We start from the raw sequence: 15,218 nt of genomic DNA, 5'->3' as shown, positions 1-15,218 counted from the left end.
ATGACCACAAAATATATTTTAGATGCCGTAGAAGCGGCACAAGTGGATACCGATTTACTCGGTGGTAAAGCTGAAAATTTAGCATTGTTAACACGTAATGGATTCACTGTTCCTAAGTGGTGGGTACTCACAACTCAAGGTTTTTCAACACAACTTGAGCAGCTTGGTATTAAGGGTTGGGTTGAAGCTAAAGTTAAATTATTAGCGGGTGAAAAAAATAACAAGGTTATTGCAGGCATTGCGCAAGAGATTCAAGCAGAGATCGGCAAGCAGCAATTAAATGACGAAATAATACAGGGTATCCGTAGTTCAATCCCGGATGACGTATTAGCCAATACATCTTTTGCTGTACGCTCATCTGTTGTGGGGGAGGATGCTGAAGGTGCATCTTTCGCAGGACAGATGGATTCATACTTATATCAAAGTGGCGAAAATGCTATTTTCACCTCGATTATTAAAGTGATGCAAAGTGCATTTAATCATCGGGCATTAGCCTATAGGATCCAAAAAGGGCTCGATCTTAGCGATATTCGGGCAGCGGTGATTATTCAAGAAATGGTCGATGCTGACGTTGCAGGGGTTATGTTTACAGCTCAGCCTATTACAGGTAGTCGCCAGCACGCTTTAATTTCATCAACATGGGGTTGTGGCGAAGGGATTGTTTCTGGTATTTGTAATACAGATGAAACAACAGTTGCTCTGTATAACGATGATGTAGATACGATCATTAATGATAAAGACACAGCTTTAATATTTGATGCAGGCGGTACACACGGCACAACAGAAGTGCCTGTTGATGATGGGCGTCGGAACATCGCATGTTTGGAAAAACAACAGATATTAGTGTTACGTGATATTGGTTTGAAAATTGCTGAAAGTTACCAAATGCCTCAAGACATCGAGTGGTGTTTAAAAGGTGGTCATTTTTATATTTTACAAACGCGTCCAATTACCTCTTTACCACCTATTAACGCTGCTACAGATGATGTACAAGTTTGGGATAATTCTAATATTCAAGAGTCTTATTGTGGCGTAACAACGCCATTAACCTTTAGTTTTGCCAATAGAGCTTACAAACATGTTTACGAGCAAACATTCAGGTTGCTTGGCATTAGTGAAAAAGTAGTGCAAGAAAATCAGGATATGCTAAATAACATGCTGGGTTTAATAAATGGCCGAGTCTATTACAACATCAATAATTGGTATTTAGGGTTACAGTTCCTTCCTTCATTTAAAACGAATAAGGCTGATATGGAACGTATGATGGGGTTAACTGATCCTGTTGATATGATCCAAGATAAACAGCTTTCTTTTAATGAGAAATTAAAAAAGGTACCACAAATATTTAAAGCATTATTTGCCTTGCTCAGTCGATACAGAAAGATGGATACACTAGTAGCAGAATTTAGAGCGCGTTTTCAACAAGTCTATAGCGCAATCAATAGAGAGCAGTTACACACGTTGACGATTGGTCAACTTATTAATAAAAGCAAGCAGCTAGATGCAGATATATTTTTAAACTGGACGTCACCAATTGTTAATGACTTTTATGTAATGACGATGAACGGAAAGGTGCATCGTTGGTTAGAAAAGGTGAGTGTAGAATACCCAGATGTAGTGCAAAACAATTTACTCTCGGGTGAAGAGGGGATTGAAAGTACTGAACCAACGAAGTTCTTGCTACGTATGTGTGGCTATTTACGTCAACATGAAGAGATGAAAAATCTAGTCCTTGAGGGTGAAAACAGTAAATTACTTGGTTTAATACAGACTCGTGACCCTCAATTCTATTCACAGTGTATGGACTACATCGAGCGTTTTGGTGACCGAACTATAGGTGAGTTAAAACTTGAATCTATCACACTGCGTCAAGATTCCTCGTTCATGTTTGCTATATTAAAAAACTTCTTAGCAAACCCTGATTTAAGCCTTGAGTCTTTGGCCAAAAATGAGAGTAAATTTAGAAAAGAAGCGGAAGAATTAGTTTATCCATTAATTGAAAGTAAATTAGGACGTCGATCATTAAGGAAATTCAAAATAGACCTTGGAAAGCTGAGAGATGCTATTCGGAATAGAGAAAATATGCGTTTGGCACGTACACGAGCCTTTGGTTTATTTAGAAGTATTTACTTAGAAATTGGCGAACAGCTTGCGTTTTACGGCAAGATAGACGAACCAAGAGATATATTCTTTCTAAGTATCGAAGAAATTTATGCTTATAAAGAAGGTCGTTCCATACATACCAAACTCGATACTCTTATTGCCCCACGTAAGCAAGAGTTTGCATCGTACGAAGATAGTGACTTACCACATCACTTTTGGACTAAAGGTGCGGTTTATTGCAATAACGTCTATGAGTATCCGCATCAAGATGAAGACCTTGATCTAAATTCTGAACATTTAAAGGGAACAGGCTGTTATCCAGGTGTTGTAGAGAAAAACATACGCTTGATTTTCTCTCCTGATGACGAGCTAAGTCTAGATGGTCAAATCCTCTGTACTGTAAGAACCGATCCCGGCTGGGCTCCATTATTTCCAACTGCTGGTGGTATTATCGTCGAGCGGGGTTCAACATTGTCGCATTCTGCTGTTGTCGCTCGCGAGCTTGGAATTCCGGCTATCGTTGGTGTGCCTAATTTAACTAAAATCCTAACCGATCATGAAAAGATCCGCATGGATGGTACGTCTGGAAAAATTGAGCGAATTGAGGTATCGGATAATGATTAATCATCAATCATGGATACCTGAAAATACATTGCCGAATGCATTTTTTGATGTTGCAGCCAAGATATATCAGAATAAAGCTTACTGGATTAAAGAAAGTGAAGCTCAAATTCGCCAGCAGTTTAGTGCTGATAATCCTTATTTTAAACACTGCGAAGCAAAGGTTATTGTCTATGAAAATGAAGCAAGAGTTGTTGCTTTCTTCAATCCGAATCAACAAATAGATGGGGAGACCGTCGCCTATTTTGGATTTTGGGAAACGGTTAATAATGTTGAGTTAAATCGAGTTCTATTCTCTCAAGTAGAGACATGGGCAAAATCGAAAGGTGCAACTCGATTATATGGACCGATTGACTTCAGTACATATGGTGAAAATCGTATACGGATAAATAGTTTTACCAGTCCTGCATTTATTGGTGAACCCTTTAACCCTGATTATTACCCAGACCTATTATCACAATTAGGGTTCGGGATTAAATATAACTATGTTTCTCGTATTCACGATAAATTATCAGAGTTCGCGTTACAGGTTCGTCCTTTTTATGACGGACTAATGACTAAAATTGGTCACGAATTTACTATTACGCAGTTAACACCTGAGATATGGCTGGATAAACTAGACCAGTTTTACCCCATGATTGACCAAAGTTTCAAAGATAATTTTGCGTATACGCCCGTAACTTGGACTCACTTCAAACATCACTTTGGTGAGAAGTTCGCTGCCAAGTTATGTCCTAAAACATCAGTACTTGTACTCGATAAACAAGGGGGAATAGCCGTATTTTTACTCTGCTTTCCCGATTACGGTGAACTTGTGAATCAACAAGGTGAGCAACTGGATGTGGCTGAACTTAATTACAGCACACATTACGACGCTTTAAGTCGTCCAAGGCTTTTACTGATGAAAACCGGTGGTGCCGACCCTAAATATCGTTCTAAAGGGTTGTCGACACTTGTTGCGATGCAAACCTCCATTTGGGCTAATGAATATTACGAGCAGCTTTCAGGCGCGATGGTACGAGAAGACAACCGTAGCTTGGCTTTTCTCAAAGATTGGGAAATTGAAAGGAAGTACGCTTTATTCAGTAAATCATTGGATAACTCTTAATAACAAAAGGGCGTTTAGGATGAATGAGACTTATCATAATGGAAATATGGCCGCCGATTTTATGTATCAAGCGAATCGATTTCCCAACAAATTAGCATTAAAAATTCCTGTGATGGATAAACAAGATTATTTGTCAGAAGAATCTTGTACGTATGCGGAATTATTGAATCTTGTTAACCGCTATCAACAGCTATGGCGAAGTAAGGGCTGGAAGGCTACTGATAGGGTGATTATTATTTTAAAACCCAGCCAGCATTTATATGCAATTGCGCTGTCTATGACAGCAATTGGAATCATACCTGTATTTATTGATACGGGGATGGGTAGAAAAAAAATACAAATGGCGATCCAAGATGCAAATGCAAAAGCCATTATTAGCTTTTCGGCCTTAATAAAATTGTTTTGGTTTATCCCCTCGCTATGGCGGCTTGAGCGTTTGGCTGTAGATAATCCGGGAATTGGCTATGGGTGTATTTTACAACAATTGGCGTTAAAAACGACAGCTGTGCCGATATGCATAGCACGGAATAATACTGACCATGGATTAATCACGTTTACTTCTGGTAGTACAGGTCGGCCGAAAGGGGCTGACCGTACACACTGCAGTTTAGTTAACCAGCATCGAGCCATCAGCCTGTTAGAAGGAGATGGTGAGAATGCTATTGATAGTCCTTGCTTCCCAATGATTGTCTTGCATAACTTAAGTTGTGGTATGAGCACAATTATTCCTAAGGTTGACTTTGCTGATCCTGCAGGCGTGAATGCTGGCATTGTGATTGAACAACTTAAGCAAGCTGACGTAACACAAATATCAGGCGCACCTGCTTATATTTCTAAATTGGTTGATTGGTTATTAAGTCATAATCAATCAATGACGGATATTGGGCAGGTCGTTGTAGGTGGTGCCACTGTGCCGGTTGAACTTGCTAAACGAATACTGCAGGCATTTCCAAATGCTCATGGCATCATCATTTATGGTTCGACAGAGGCTGAGCCAATTTCAACTATCGATATGAAAACGTATATCACAGACCATAATCATGCCGATGGTTACTTAGTGGGTATGCCACATGAATTTTGTGACGTCTTAATTGCTGATGTGAGTGATGATTGTTGCCATGAGTCATCTCTTGGTTTAGGCATCAAAAAACAGGGTCAAGTAGGAGAGATACTCGTCAGTGGAGAGCATGTTCTTCAGCAATACCTTGATAATCCAAGCGCAAATAGGGAAAACAAAATCCCGCGTAATAATGGGTTGGTTTGGCATAGAACAGGCGATACAGGGCTATTAGATAGGCAAGGAAGACTTTGGCTAACTGGACGTGTAAAAGATATTATTTATGTAAATAATGAGTCTTTACAAGCATATCCAATCGAGCGTGCACTTGATGCATTAAAAGACGTGACACGTGCAGCTTTAATTTCACATGAGAGTCGTGTTTATTTGTTCTTACAACTCAAGACTGAAATCAACATTGGTTTACAGGAGCAAATTCAGCAAATATTACGTCAGTCGGGTATTCAGCTAGTCCTGTCTTTAGTCCTGCCTAAAATCCCTGTTGATGGTCGGCATAATAGTAAAATTGATCGCCCAATGTTACGAGAGCACATTTTAAGTCGTAAGACGTCTAATGCAGAAACATGGAGTTGTTAATATGATTGAAAAAATAGAATCACCTTATATTATAAAGTTAAATCGCGTTGACTTATTAACGTTAACAAGCGTGTTTACCACTTTTACTGCATTGATTAGTGCGATTGATGGACGTCCATATTTTGCAATGGTACTGCTATTCATTGCGATGATAGCTGATGCATTAGACGGCATTCTTGCGAGAAAATGGGGACTAGAACGTGATTTTGGCCGTTATCTTGATGGTTTTATGGATATGCAAATATACTTAATTACACCTGGAGTCGTCATGTACCAATGGGGTTTTGATGGCTATTGGTCTCTTTTCATTATGGCGATGATAACCAGTGGGAGTGTCAGGCTTGCCGCGTTTAATCAAACTGGCAATATAAAAGAGGAGAATGGATTAAGTTATTTAGGGATGCCTGTCTTCTGGAGTATTTTTATTCTTTCTGCTGCTTTTGTTATTGAAAGGCTTTTTGGGTCATTTTCAGCATATATTTCACTTGCTGTGGGGTTATCTTTGTTTAGTTATTATATGGTCGTAAGAAAGCCCTTCTTTAAGTTTAAATCGATCAGCCAAATTGTAAAAATTACATTAACAGGTATATTATTTTTTACGATTTTGGAACTTTTAAATCATGATAAGGGTTCTCCTATAATGGATATATTACTCGCTTTATATCTTCTGATTCCTGCCGCTTTGGGAGGTGTATTACATATGATGTTTGTGAGTAAAAATAGACTGAGTTTTTTAGTTGTCCCTGTTAGCAAATCATTATTTGGTGCAAACAAAACATGGCGAGGGGTCATACTTGTACCTTTGTTAACCATGGTTAGTGCTCTGGTATTGATGCTCTTGGAGTTCGTATTAACAAACGTATATGGAGAAGGCCTATTACCCAATATCAACATTTTGTTTTTGGGCTTTATCACTGGTGTGGGGTATATATTGGGGGAGTTCCCAAATTCTTACTTTAAGCGTTATTTGGGTATCGGGCCTGGAGAATTACCTAAAAAGAACAAGTACTGTTTCATGGCGATAGATCAGTTGGATTCAGCCATTGGCATCGTAATTATGTACAGTTTAGTATTTGGTTTCTCTTTTGAAATATTATGGGTGTACGTACTTTGTTTCCCAATCACAGCACTTTTAGTAAAAAGATGGCTGTTCAATAACAAGTTGAAATCAAGTGCAGTGTAACTAAAATAATGATGGTACGCTTTCGTATCATCATTATTCGTAGTAACTTTTATGTAGCGAAAGGTTAACAATTGAGTGGTGGGAATGTTTGAAAGCTGCCAATACGAAGGTACTGACAGCTTATATTGATTACGCTAGATATTAATCTTAGCGATTACGCTGTTCTGTTCTCAAACCCATAATCAAGCTCACACACATCACTAATAAGATAATAGTGAAGGGGAGGGCTGTTGAAATCGCACCAGCTTGTAGCGCTTCAATTGCTTGTGTACCACCAACCCAAAGGAGACCTGTAGCAATTGCACCTTCAATTAATGCCCAGAACACACGCTGTGGAATCGGAGCATCAACTTTACCGCCCGCAGTAATACTGTCGATAACCAAAGAGCCTGAATCAGAAGAAGTAATGAAGAAAACTAATACCAGTATGATCGCAAGTATTGATAAAAAATTACCTAAAGGTAAAGAATCAAACATTTGGAACATAGCTAAAGGTACTTCTGTTAAGCCTTCACTACCTAAAGTACCAATATTATTCACAATTTGATCAATGGCTACGCCACCAAATACAGACATCCATAAGATAGTCACAGCGGTTGGAACAAGTAATACCGCAGTCAGGAATTCACGAATAGTACGGCCACGTGAAATACGCGCAATGAACATACCAACGAATGGTGACCATGAGATCCACCATGCCCAATAGAACACTGTCCAGCCGTGCATCCATGCTTCATCAGCTCGGTCCATAGGGTTGCTGAGTGGAATGATATTCTTAACATAACCCATGATTGTCATTGGGATGGTGCCCATAGAAACAGCCAGGGTAACTAAAGCAACAAAAACAAGTAACACAATGGCAAGTAGCATATTGATATTACTAATTACTTTTACGCCGCCATCAATACCACGTACCACAGAGCCGACCGCAATCAGTGTGACAACAATGATAATGGTGATCTGTAAACCCAGGCTATCAGCAATACCGAACACGTGATGGAAACCACTCGCAGCTTGTTGTGCACCTAAACCAAGTGATGTAGCAAGACCAAACAAGGTCGCTATTACCGCAAGAATATCGACAATGTGACCAGCCCAGCCCCAAGTACGATCCCCTAGTATTGGATAAAACACAGAGCGCATTGAAAGTGGAAGGCCTTTATTATAAGCAAAGAAAGCCAGTGCTAATGCGACGACACCGTAGATTGCCCATGGGTGTAAGCCCCAGTGGAACATCGTTGCGCCTAATGCAAGCTGAGCTGCTTCAGGTGTGTTAGCTGCCACATTGAGAGGCGTGTGATACGAGCCTGTATAATAAGAAACGGGCTCAGCAACCCCCCAAAACATAAGACCGATACCCATGCCAGCAGCAAATAACATAGCTAACCATGACATACGGCTATAATCAGTTTTAGCGTCATCACCACCTAAACGAATTTTACCGTATGGCGAGACAATTAGCGCTAGGCAGAAAATAACGAAGATATTTGCAGACCACATGAATAAGCCATCAAAACTGGCGATGATTTGCCATTTAATACCATCTAGAAATGATTTCGATGTTTCAGGTTCTACTAATAAAATAGCGACCAAGAATAGGCCAATTAACGATGCACTAATACCAAATACTGGGTTATGTACGTCAAACCCCCATTTTTGAACGTTATCTTGTCCAACAGTATAATCAGTATTATCAATACTGTATTTATCCCTATTAATACTCATTAGTCCTCAGTTAGAACAGTCCTGTTCTATATTGGTGTATTTATTTATTATGGGTTAGTTTAGCAAATTTAGAGTTAAATATCAGAAGAATAAAAGGTTATAAAGTATAAAACCGCCTAATAAGCGGTTTATCTGTGATGGAAAAGTGTGAAAAGCGCGTCGAGAATTAGCTAATACAGGGTTCTGCTTCTTTCTCGTTGACCACGCTTTAAGCCCAGAAACTGACGTGGTTGCTATATCTACCTCACCTCTAAGGTCTATTGGTAGAAAAAAACGCTCTTCATTGTTTAGTATAGATCAGGTTGAATAACTGTCCAGTTCACAAAATTATGATATTGAGTTATTTTCAAGAAGATTAAATAACGTATTCTATAACAATCATTTAAGTTATTTGGAGCGATACGATGTCGATACTTGAAAACAAAATTCCACCACCTGTTATTACTTTATTATTTGCCGTACTTATGTGGGGAGTATCACTTATTACTCCAAGTTTGACATTTAGTTCAACACTGCGGTTACCCTTGTCCTTGCTAATCGTTGCCTTAGGTAGTTTCTTTTGTGTCGCAGGTGTGGTGTCTTTTAAAAAGGCGGCTACGACAGTTAATCCATTAAAGCCAGAGACTGCATCATCATTAGTGAATTCTGGTATTTACAGAATATCTCGAAATCCTATGTATGTTGGTTTTGCTTTGTTTTTACTTTCTTGGGGCGTTTACTTATCCTCTCCTTGGACTATTTTTGTCATAGTGGGCTTTGTTTTTTATATGAATAAGTACCAAATCATTCCAGAGGAGAGGGCGCTCACCACAATATTTGGCGCTGAATTTACTGCGTACTTATCACAGGTTCGTCGTTGGTTATAAATTTATTAATCGACCATTTGGTTGCGCCAATGTTGACAAAATGTAAAAATTCAATAATATTGAATGAAATTCAAACATTGTCGACAATCTTATGCCTTTAGAAGATCCAACAAAAATAGTCGCTGTGACTACAGCCGATAAAGTTTTTGAGCTAATGCAGCGTGCCATTGTAGATGGTGAAATACTTGCTGGTAGTAAGATTAGTGAACCCGAGCTCGCAAAGCGCTACCAAGTTAGTCGCTCTACCCTTCGTGAAGCGTTAAACCGATTAGAAAAATGCCATTTAATTGAGCGTAAAGCGAATGTCGGTTCACGGGTAGTACAGTGCACAACTCAAGGTCTACTCGATCTTTACTTTGTACGTGAAGCGTTAGAAGGCATGGCATGCAGACAAGCGGCTGAAAACATGACAGATAATGAAATTGTCGACATGAAAGCCATGCTTAATCAACATGCGTCAGTACAAGCATTGAAAGATGGTGTCGCTTATTATCAAGAAGAAGGTGATTTAGACTTTCATTATAAAGTGATTCTGGGTAGTCATAATGCTCAACTCATTCATTTGATATGTGGTCAGCTCTATCATTTAGTTCGCATGTACCGCTGCCAGTTTGGTATGCACAGTCCCAGAGCCAGCCGCGCTTTTTCAGAACACGCCCAAATCATCGAAGCCATCAGTGACCGCGATGGAGAATTAGCCGAAATGCTAATGCGCCGTCATATTGCTGCTTCACGTAAAAATATTGAAAATAAAATTGCACTTCAACTAGAAATAGAATTAAAGACAAAAGCAGAATTAAAGACAGACACTACACCAGTTCAAGGAGAGAAATAATATGTCTATAGAATCAGCTTCGCCTAAACGTTTATCCCCAGGCGCTAAGTTTCGTTTAGCACTGACCAATAATAAACCCCTGCAAGTCGTCGGTACTATTAATGCGTATTGCGCAATGATGGCAGAGCAGCTGGGTCATCAGGCTATCTATCTGTCAGGTGGCGGTGTTGCCAATGCGTCTTACGGTTTACCTGACTTAGGTATGACCTCATTGAATGATGTGATCGCCGATGTACAGCGTATTACTGCCGCATCGAGTTTACCTTTGTTGGTCGACATTGATACGGGCTGGGGCGGTGCATTTAACATTGCTAAAACCATTCGTGATATGGAAAAAGCGGGCGCGGCAGCTGTTCATATTGAAGATCAAGTAGCACAAAAACGTTGTGGTCATCGCCCGAATAAAGAAATTGTGTCGACAGAAGAGATGGTTGACCGTATTAAAGCAGCGGTTGATGCGCGTATTGATGCTGATTTTTTCATTATGGCGCGTACCGATTCATTCGCACAAGAGGGTTTAGAAGCCGCGATTGCCAGAGCACAAGCGTATGTTGAAGCGGGTGCTGACGGTATTTTTGCTGAAGCTGTGAAAACCGAAGCGCATTATCGTGCGTTCTCGGCGGCGTTAGATGTACCTATTTTGGCGAATATCACTGAGTTTGGGCAAACCGAATTATGGAATAAAGAGCAGCTTGGAGAGTGGGGTTGCGCCATGGTGCTTTATCCATTATCTGCATTTCGTGCGATGAATAAAGCGGCTGAACAGGTTTATAAAACCTTGCTAGCTGACGGAGACCAAAAAGCCGTAGTTGATAACATGCAAACGCGTATGGATTTATACGATTATCTCGGTTACCACGATTATGAGAAAAAACTTGATAGTCTATTTTCCGAAGGAAAAAATAAATAAAAAGTCGAAGGAAAAAATAAATAAAAAGTCGAGGGAAAAAATAAATAAAAAGCCGAAGGAAAAAATAGTCCGCGTAATCATCGACTAAAATTACTTACATTAGACATAAAACGATACACATAAAATATAGGCATTACATATATAGAAATTAAATCATCAAGCGAATAGTAGTGAACAGGATGTTGCAATGTGAGCCAACTGTAGTCAAGGACAGTTGAGTATGTAGAGTTGCTATTAACCGTTTGAAATTAACTGTTTTACATTAATCAAAATAATAATTAAAGGAATAATTATGACAGATAAAAAATTATCAGGCGCTGGCTTACGTGGTCAAAGCGCAGGTGAAACAAAATTATGTACGGTTGGTAAATCAGGTAGTGGCTTAACGTATTGTGGTTATGACATAGCCGATCTAGCCGAGCACGCTACATTCGAAGAGGTTGCTTACCTATTGTTTAACGGTGAATTACCGACACTTGATCAGCTTGAAACATACAAAGCTGAATTGGACACCCTACGTGATTTACCTCAATCGTTAAAAGAAGTATTACAGCACATTCCTGCAGATACGCATCCAATGGACGTTATGCGAACGGGTTGTTCATTCTTGGGTAACATTGAACCTGAAACGGATTTTTCCGTGCAAAACAAAGCGGCAAACCGTCTACTGGCAGCATTCCCTGCAATCATGTGTTATTGGTATCGTTATTCTCATGATGGTGTAGAAATTGACTGTACTACTGATGAAGAATCTCTTGCTGGTCACTTTCTTAAATTATTGCGCGGTGAAACCCCCTCAGAACAGCATCGTCGAGTGATGGATGTATCGCTGATCCTTTATTCCGAACATGAATTTAATGCTTCAACCTTTACTGCACGCGTGTGTGCATCAACATTGTCGGATATGTTCTCGTGTGTAACGGGTGCTATTGGTACATTACGTGGGCCATTACACGGTGGTGCAAATGAAGCTGCAATGGACATGATTCAGGCGTTTACTTCACCTGCAGATGCGAAAACGCAGATGGCTGGCATGCTTGAACGTAAAGAAAAAATTATGGGCTTTGGTCATGCAATTTACCGCACTTCCGATCCGCGTAATGTGATCATCAAAAAATGGTCAGAAAAACTAGCTCACGAACACGGCGATACTTCGTTATACGATATTTCGGTGGCATGTGAAGAGTTCATGTGGGACAGCAAAAAATTATTCTGTAACGCCGATTTCTTCCATGCGTCGGCTTATCATTTCATGGGCATTCCGACTAAATTATTTACCCCAATTTTTGTCTGCTCGCGTCTAACTGGTTGGGCTGCGCACGTGATGGAACAGCGTAATAACAACCGTATTATTCGCCCAAGTGCAGATTATATTGGTGCAGAGCCTAGAGTGGTAACACCTATTGCAGACAGATAACTAAAGACAGAATAGTAACTGTTATTAAAGCATTCATACAGAATGAGTAAATAACACTGTATTGCGTGATCTACTTGTTTTCATTATTGATAAAATGAGCAGGTCACAATGTTAGTTTTGATTAAAAGAGGGAGGAGTAAAGCCGGTTTTTTGTGCTTTACCTCAGCCCCATTTATTTAATGGATTAAGTTATGAACATTAACTATCGTAAACCGTTACCGGGCAGTGAGCTCGATTATTTTGATACCCGTTCTGCAGTTGATTCAATCCAACCCGGTGCGTATGCCACTTTGCCTTATACTTCACGCGTATTTGCAGAAAACTTAGTACGTCGCTGTGATCCTGAGATATTAGAAGATTCGTTAAAGCAGTTAATTGAACGTAAACGCGATCTAGATTTTCCTTGGTTTCCTGCGCGTGTCGTTTGTCATGATATTTTAGGTCAAACCGCATTAGTTGATTTAGCGGGATTACGTGATGCGATTGCTGAAAAAGGTGGAGACCCATCTAAGGTTAATCCAGTCGTCCCAACACAATTGATTGTTGACCATTCATTAGCTGTTGAACATGCAGGTTTTGAAGCTGATGCATTTGAAAAAAACCGTGCAATTGAAGATCGTCGCAACGATGATCGTTTCCACTTTATTAACTGGACGAAAACAGCCTTTAAAAACATTGATGTTATTCCTCCAGGTAACGGTATCCTGCATCAGATTAACTTAGAGCGCATGTCACCTGTGATCCAATCACGCAATGGTGTGGCATTTCCAGATACCTTAGTGGGCACAGATAGTCATACGCCTATGGTTGATGCATTAGGTGTAATTGCAATTGGTGTGGGCGGGCTTGAGGCAGAAAGCGTGATGCTTGGTCGAGCGTCATATATGCGTTTACCCGATATCATTGGTGTTGAGCTGACTGGTAAACCACCTGCGGGCATGACGGCAACAGATACCGTTTTAGCATTGACCGAGTTTTTACGCGCACAGAAAGTAGTATCAAGTTATTTAGAGTTTTATGGTACGGGTGTTGCGCATCTGACCTTAGGCGATCGGGCCACCATTTCTAATATGACACCAGAATATGGTGCTACAGCGGCGTTGTTCTCAATCGACGAACAAACTATCGATTACCTTAAGTTAACTGGTCGTGAAGACGAACAAGTTAAGCTGGTGGAAACTTACGCCAAAGAAACGGGTCTATGGGCCGATGACTTAGCAAACGTTGAATATGAACGTGTACTTACATTCGATTTATCGACTGTGTGCCGTAACATTGCTGGACCATCTAATCCGCATAATCGTGTTCCTACCTCTGAATTAGCCAAGCGTGGCATCAGTGGCAAGGTCGAAAATATACCAGGTAAAATGCCAGATGGTTCAGTGATCATTGCTGCAATCACTAGTTGTACCAATACCAGTAATCCGCGCAATATGATTGCGGCAGGTTTGATTGCTCGTAACGCCAATAAGCTTGGGTTAACACGTAAACCTTGGGTTAAAACCTCATTGGCTCCAGGTTCAAAAGCGGTGGAACTCTACCTACAAGAAGCCGATTTATTGCCGGAACTAGAGCAACTTGGCTTTGGTATTGTGGCGTTTGCCTGTACGTCTTGTAATGGTATGAGTGGGGCACTTGATCCCGTTATTCAGCAAGAGATTTTAGATCGTGACCTGTATGCGACCGCTGTGTTATCAGGTAACAGGAACTTTGATGGTCGTATTCACCCACATGCCAATGAGGCCTTTATTGCGTCCCCACCTTTAGTGGTTGCTTATGCGATTGCTGGTACTATCCGTTTTGATATTGAACGTGACACTCTTGGTTTAGATCAAGCTGGTAACGCAATCACACTGAAAGACATTTGGCCGAGCGATGAAGAAATTGATGCTGTGCTTAAGGCAAGTGTGAAACCAGAACAATTTCGTCAAGTCTACAACCCGATGTTTAGTAGTGATATAGAGTGTAGTGTTGATTACGGTGAGAAAAATAACCCGCTGTATGACTGGCGTGAAATGAGTACCTACATTCGTCGTCCGCCTTATTGGGAAGGTGCATTAGCAGGTGAGCGTAGCCTTAAAGGTATGCGTCCTCTAGCGGTATTGGGCGATAATATTACTACCGACCATTTATCTCCTTCTAACGCCATCATGCTTGATAGTGCGGCAGGTGCGTATTTAGATAAAATGGGTTTGCCGGAAGTTGACTTTAACTCATACGCTACCCATCGAGGTGATCACCTTACGGCGCAACGAGCGACCTTTGCAAATCCTAAATTGAATAATGAAATGGTGCTAGAAAACGGCAAAGTTAAACAAGGTTCATTAGCACGAGTTGAGCCTGAAGGGAACGTAATGCGCATGTGGGAAGCGATTGAAACCTACATGGAGCGTAAGCAACCTCTGATTATCGTCGCAGGTGCCGATTATGGCCAAGGCTCTTCACGTGACTGGGCGGCGAAAGGCGTTCGTTTAGCGGGTGTAGAAGCGATTGTTGCAGAAGGGTTTGAACGTATTCACCGTACTAACTTGGTTGGTATGGGCGTACTACCACTTGAGTTTAAAGCGGGTGAAAGCCGTAAAACTTATGCAATTGATGGCAGTGAAACTTTTGACGTCATTGGTGAGCCAACCCCGCTTGCAGCCCTAACGCTAGTCATAACTCGTAAAAATGGTGAAGCCCTTGAAGTGCCTGTGACTTGTCGTTTAGATACGGCAGAAGAAGTATCTATCTATGCGGCAGGTGGTGTACTACAACGCTTTGCACAAGATTTCCTTGAATCGAGTGAGGCCTAGC

General features: G+C 40.6%; 10 protein-coding genes. 9 read left to right on the top strand and 1 reads right to left on the bottom strand.

Going from position 1 to position 15,218, the window contains the following annotated elements; genetic code table 11:
* The 4 genes from HWV02_RS14330 to HWV02_RS14315 are packed head-to-tail and all read left to right on the top strand — an operon-like array spanning window position 1 to window position 6,669.
* The gene (locus HWV02_RS14330; RefSeq protein ID WP_211688373.1) at window positions 1–2,727 is read left to right on the top strand and encodes a phosphoenolpyruvate synthase; all 2,727 of its coding nucleotides are present in this window, start codon (window positions 1–3) and stop codon (window positions 2,725–2,727) included.
* Complete coding sequence (locus HWV02_RS14325) at window positions 2,720–3,832, top strand: hypothetical protein (RefSeq protein WP_211688371.1); 1,113 nt, start codon at window positions 2,720–2,722, stop codon at window positions 3,830–3,832. The genes HWV02_RS14330 and HWV02_RS14325 overlap by 8 nt, the downstream gene beginning before the upstream one ends.
* A gap of 19 nt (window positions 3,833–3,851) precedes the next feature.
* The gene (locus tag HWV02_RS14320) at window positions 3,852–5,486 is read left to right on the top strand and encodes an AMP-binding protein (protein ID WP_211688370.1); all 1,635 of its coding nucleotides are present in this window, start codon (window positions 3,852–3,854) and stop codon (window positions 5,484–5,486) included.
* 1 nt (window position 5,487) lies between these two features.
* Window positions 5,488–6,669, top strand: a complete 1,182-nt coding sequence (locus tag HWV02_RS14315) for a CDP-archaeol synthase (protein ID WP_211688368.1) — start codon at window positions 5,488–5,490, stop codon at window positions 6,667–6,669.
* Window positions 6,670–6,816: 147 nt separating this feature from the next.
* Here HWV02_RS14315 and HWV02_RS14310 read toward each other — a convergent pair whose 3' ends face one another.
* The gene (locus tag HWV02_RS14310; protein ID WP_211676451.1) at window positions 6,817–8,394 is read right to left on the bottom strand and encodes a BCCT family transporter; all 1,578 of its coding nucleotides are present in this window, start codon (window positions 8,392–8,394) and stop codon (window positions 6,817–6,819) included.
* A 410-nt stretch (window positions 8,395–8,804) separates the two neighbouring features.
* Here HWV02_RS14310 and HWV02_RS14305 point away from each other — a divergent pair, with 410 nt between their 5' ends.
* The 5 genes from HWV02_RS14305 (at window position 8,805) to acnD (ending at window position 15,217) form a co-directional block, all read left to right on the top strand.
* Entirely contained in the window at window positions 8,805–9,260 is a 456-nt protein-coding gene (locus tag HWV02_RS14305) for an isoprenylcysteine carboxylmethyltransferase family protein (protein WP_211690591.1), read from the top strand.
* 91 nt (window positions 9,261–9,351) lie between these two features.
* Window positions 9,352–10,095 (top strand): GntR family transcriptional regulator, encoded by a 744-nt coding sequence (locus tag HWV02_RS14300; RefSeq protein ID WP_211688366.1) that lies wholly within the window; start codon window positions 9,352–9,354, stop codon window positions 10,093–10,095.
* A 1-nt stretch (window position 10,096) separates the two neighbouring features.
* On the top strand, window positions 10,097–11,005 hold the full coding sequence (gene prpB / locus HWV02_RS14295) for a methylisocitrate lyase (RefSeq protein WP_211688364.1): 909 nt from the start codon (window positions 10,097–10,099) through the stop codon (window positions 11,003–11,005).
* Between the two features lie 292 nt (window positions 11,006–11,297).
* Window positions 11,298–12,422, top strand: a complete 1,125-nt coding sequence (gene prpC, locus HWV02_RS14290) for a 2-methylcitrate synthase (RefSeq protein ID WP_211688362.1) — start codon at window positions 11,298–11,300, stop codon at window positions 12,420–12,422.
* A 191-nt stretch (window positions 12,423–12,613) separates the two neighbouring features.
* Window positions 12,614–15,217, top strand: a complete 2,604-nt coding sequence (gene acnD / locus HWV02_RS14285; RefSeq protein ID WP_211688360.1) for a Fe/S-dependent 2-methylisocitrate dehydratase AcnD — start codon at window positions 12,614–12,616, stop codon at window positions 15,215–15,217.
* Window position 15,218 lies beyond the last annotated feature (1 nt).

The organism is Moritella sp. 28 (assembly GCF_018219435.1).
Taxonomy (GTDB): Bacteria; Pseudomonadota; Gammaproteobacteria; order Enterobacterales; family Moritellaceae; genus Moritella.
The sequence above is the reverse complement of the archived record's forward strand: the minus strand, read 5'-3'. Positions and strand labels throughout refer to the sequence as shown.

Bases quoted from the DNA above. Each gene is read 5' to 3' on its own strand.
- HWV02_RS14330 (WP_211688373.1), top strand. From the start codon at position 1: ATGACCACAAAATATATTTTAGATGCCGTAGAAGCGGCACAAGTGGAT.
- HWV02_RS14325 (WP_211688371.1), top strand. From the start codon at position 2,720: ATGATTAATCATCAATCATGGATACCTGAAAATACATTGCCGAATGCA.
- HWV02_RS14320 (WP_211688370.1), top strand. From the start codon at position 3,852: ATGAATGAGACTTATCATAATGGAAATATGGCCGCCGATTTTATGTAT.
- HWV02_RS14315 (WP_211688368.1), top strand. From the start codon at position 5,488: ATGATTGAAAAAATAGAATCACCTTATATTATAAAGTTAAATCGCGTT.
- HWV02_RS14310 (WP_211676451.1), bottom strand. From the start codon at position 8,394: ATGAGTATTAATAGGGATAAATACAGTATTGATAATACTGATTATACT.
- HWV02_RS14300 (WP_211688366.1), top strand. From the start codon at position 9,352: ATGCCTTTAGAAGATCCAACAAAAATAGTCGCTGTGACTACAGCCGAT.
- prpB (WP_211688364.1), top strand. From the start codon at position 10,097: ATGTCTATAGAATCAGCTTCGCCTAAACGTTTATCCCCAGGCGCTAAG.
- prpC (WP_211688362.1), top strand. From the start codon at position 11,298: ATGACAGATAAAAAATTATCAGGCGCTGGCTTACGTGGTCAAAGCGCA.
- acnD (WP_211688360.1), top strand. From the start codon at position 12,614: ATGAACATTAACTATCGTAAACCGTTACCGGGCAGTGAGCTCGATTAT.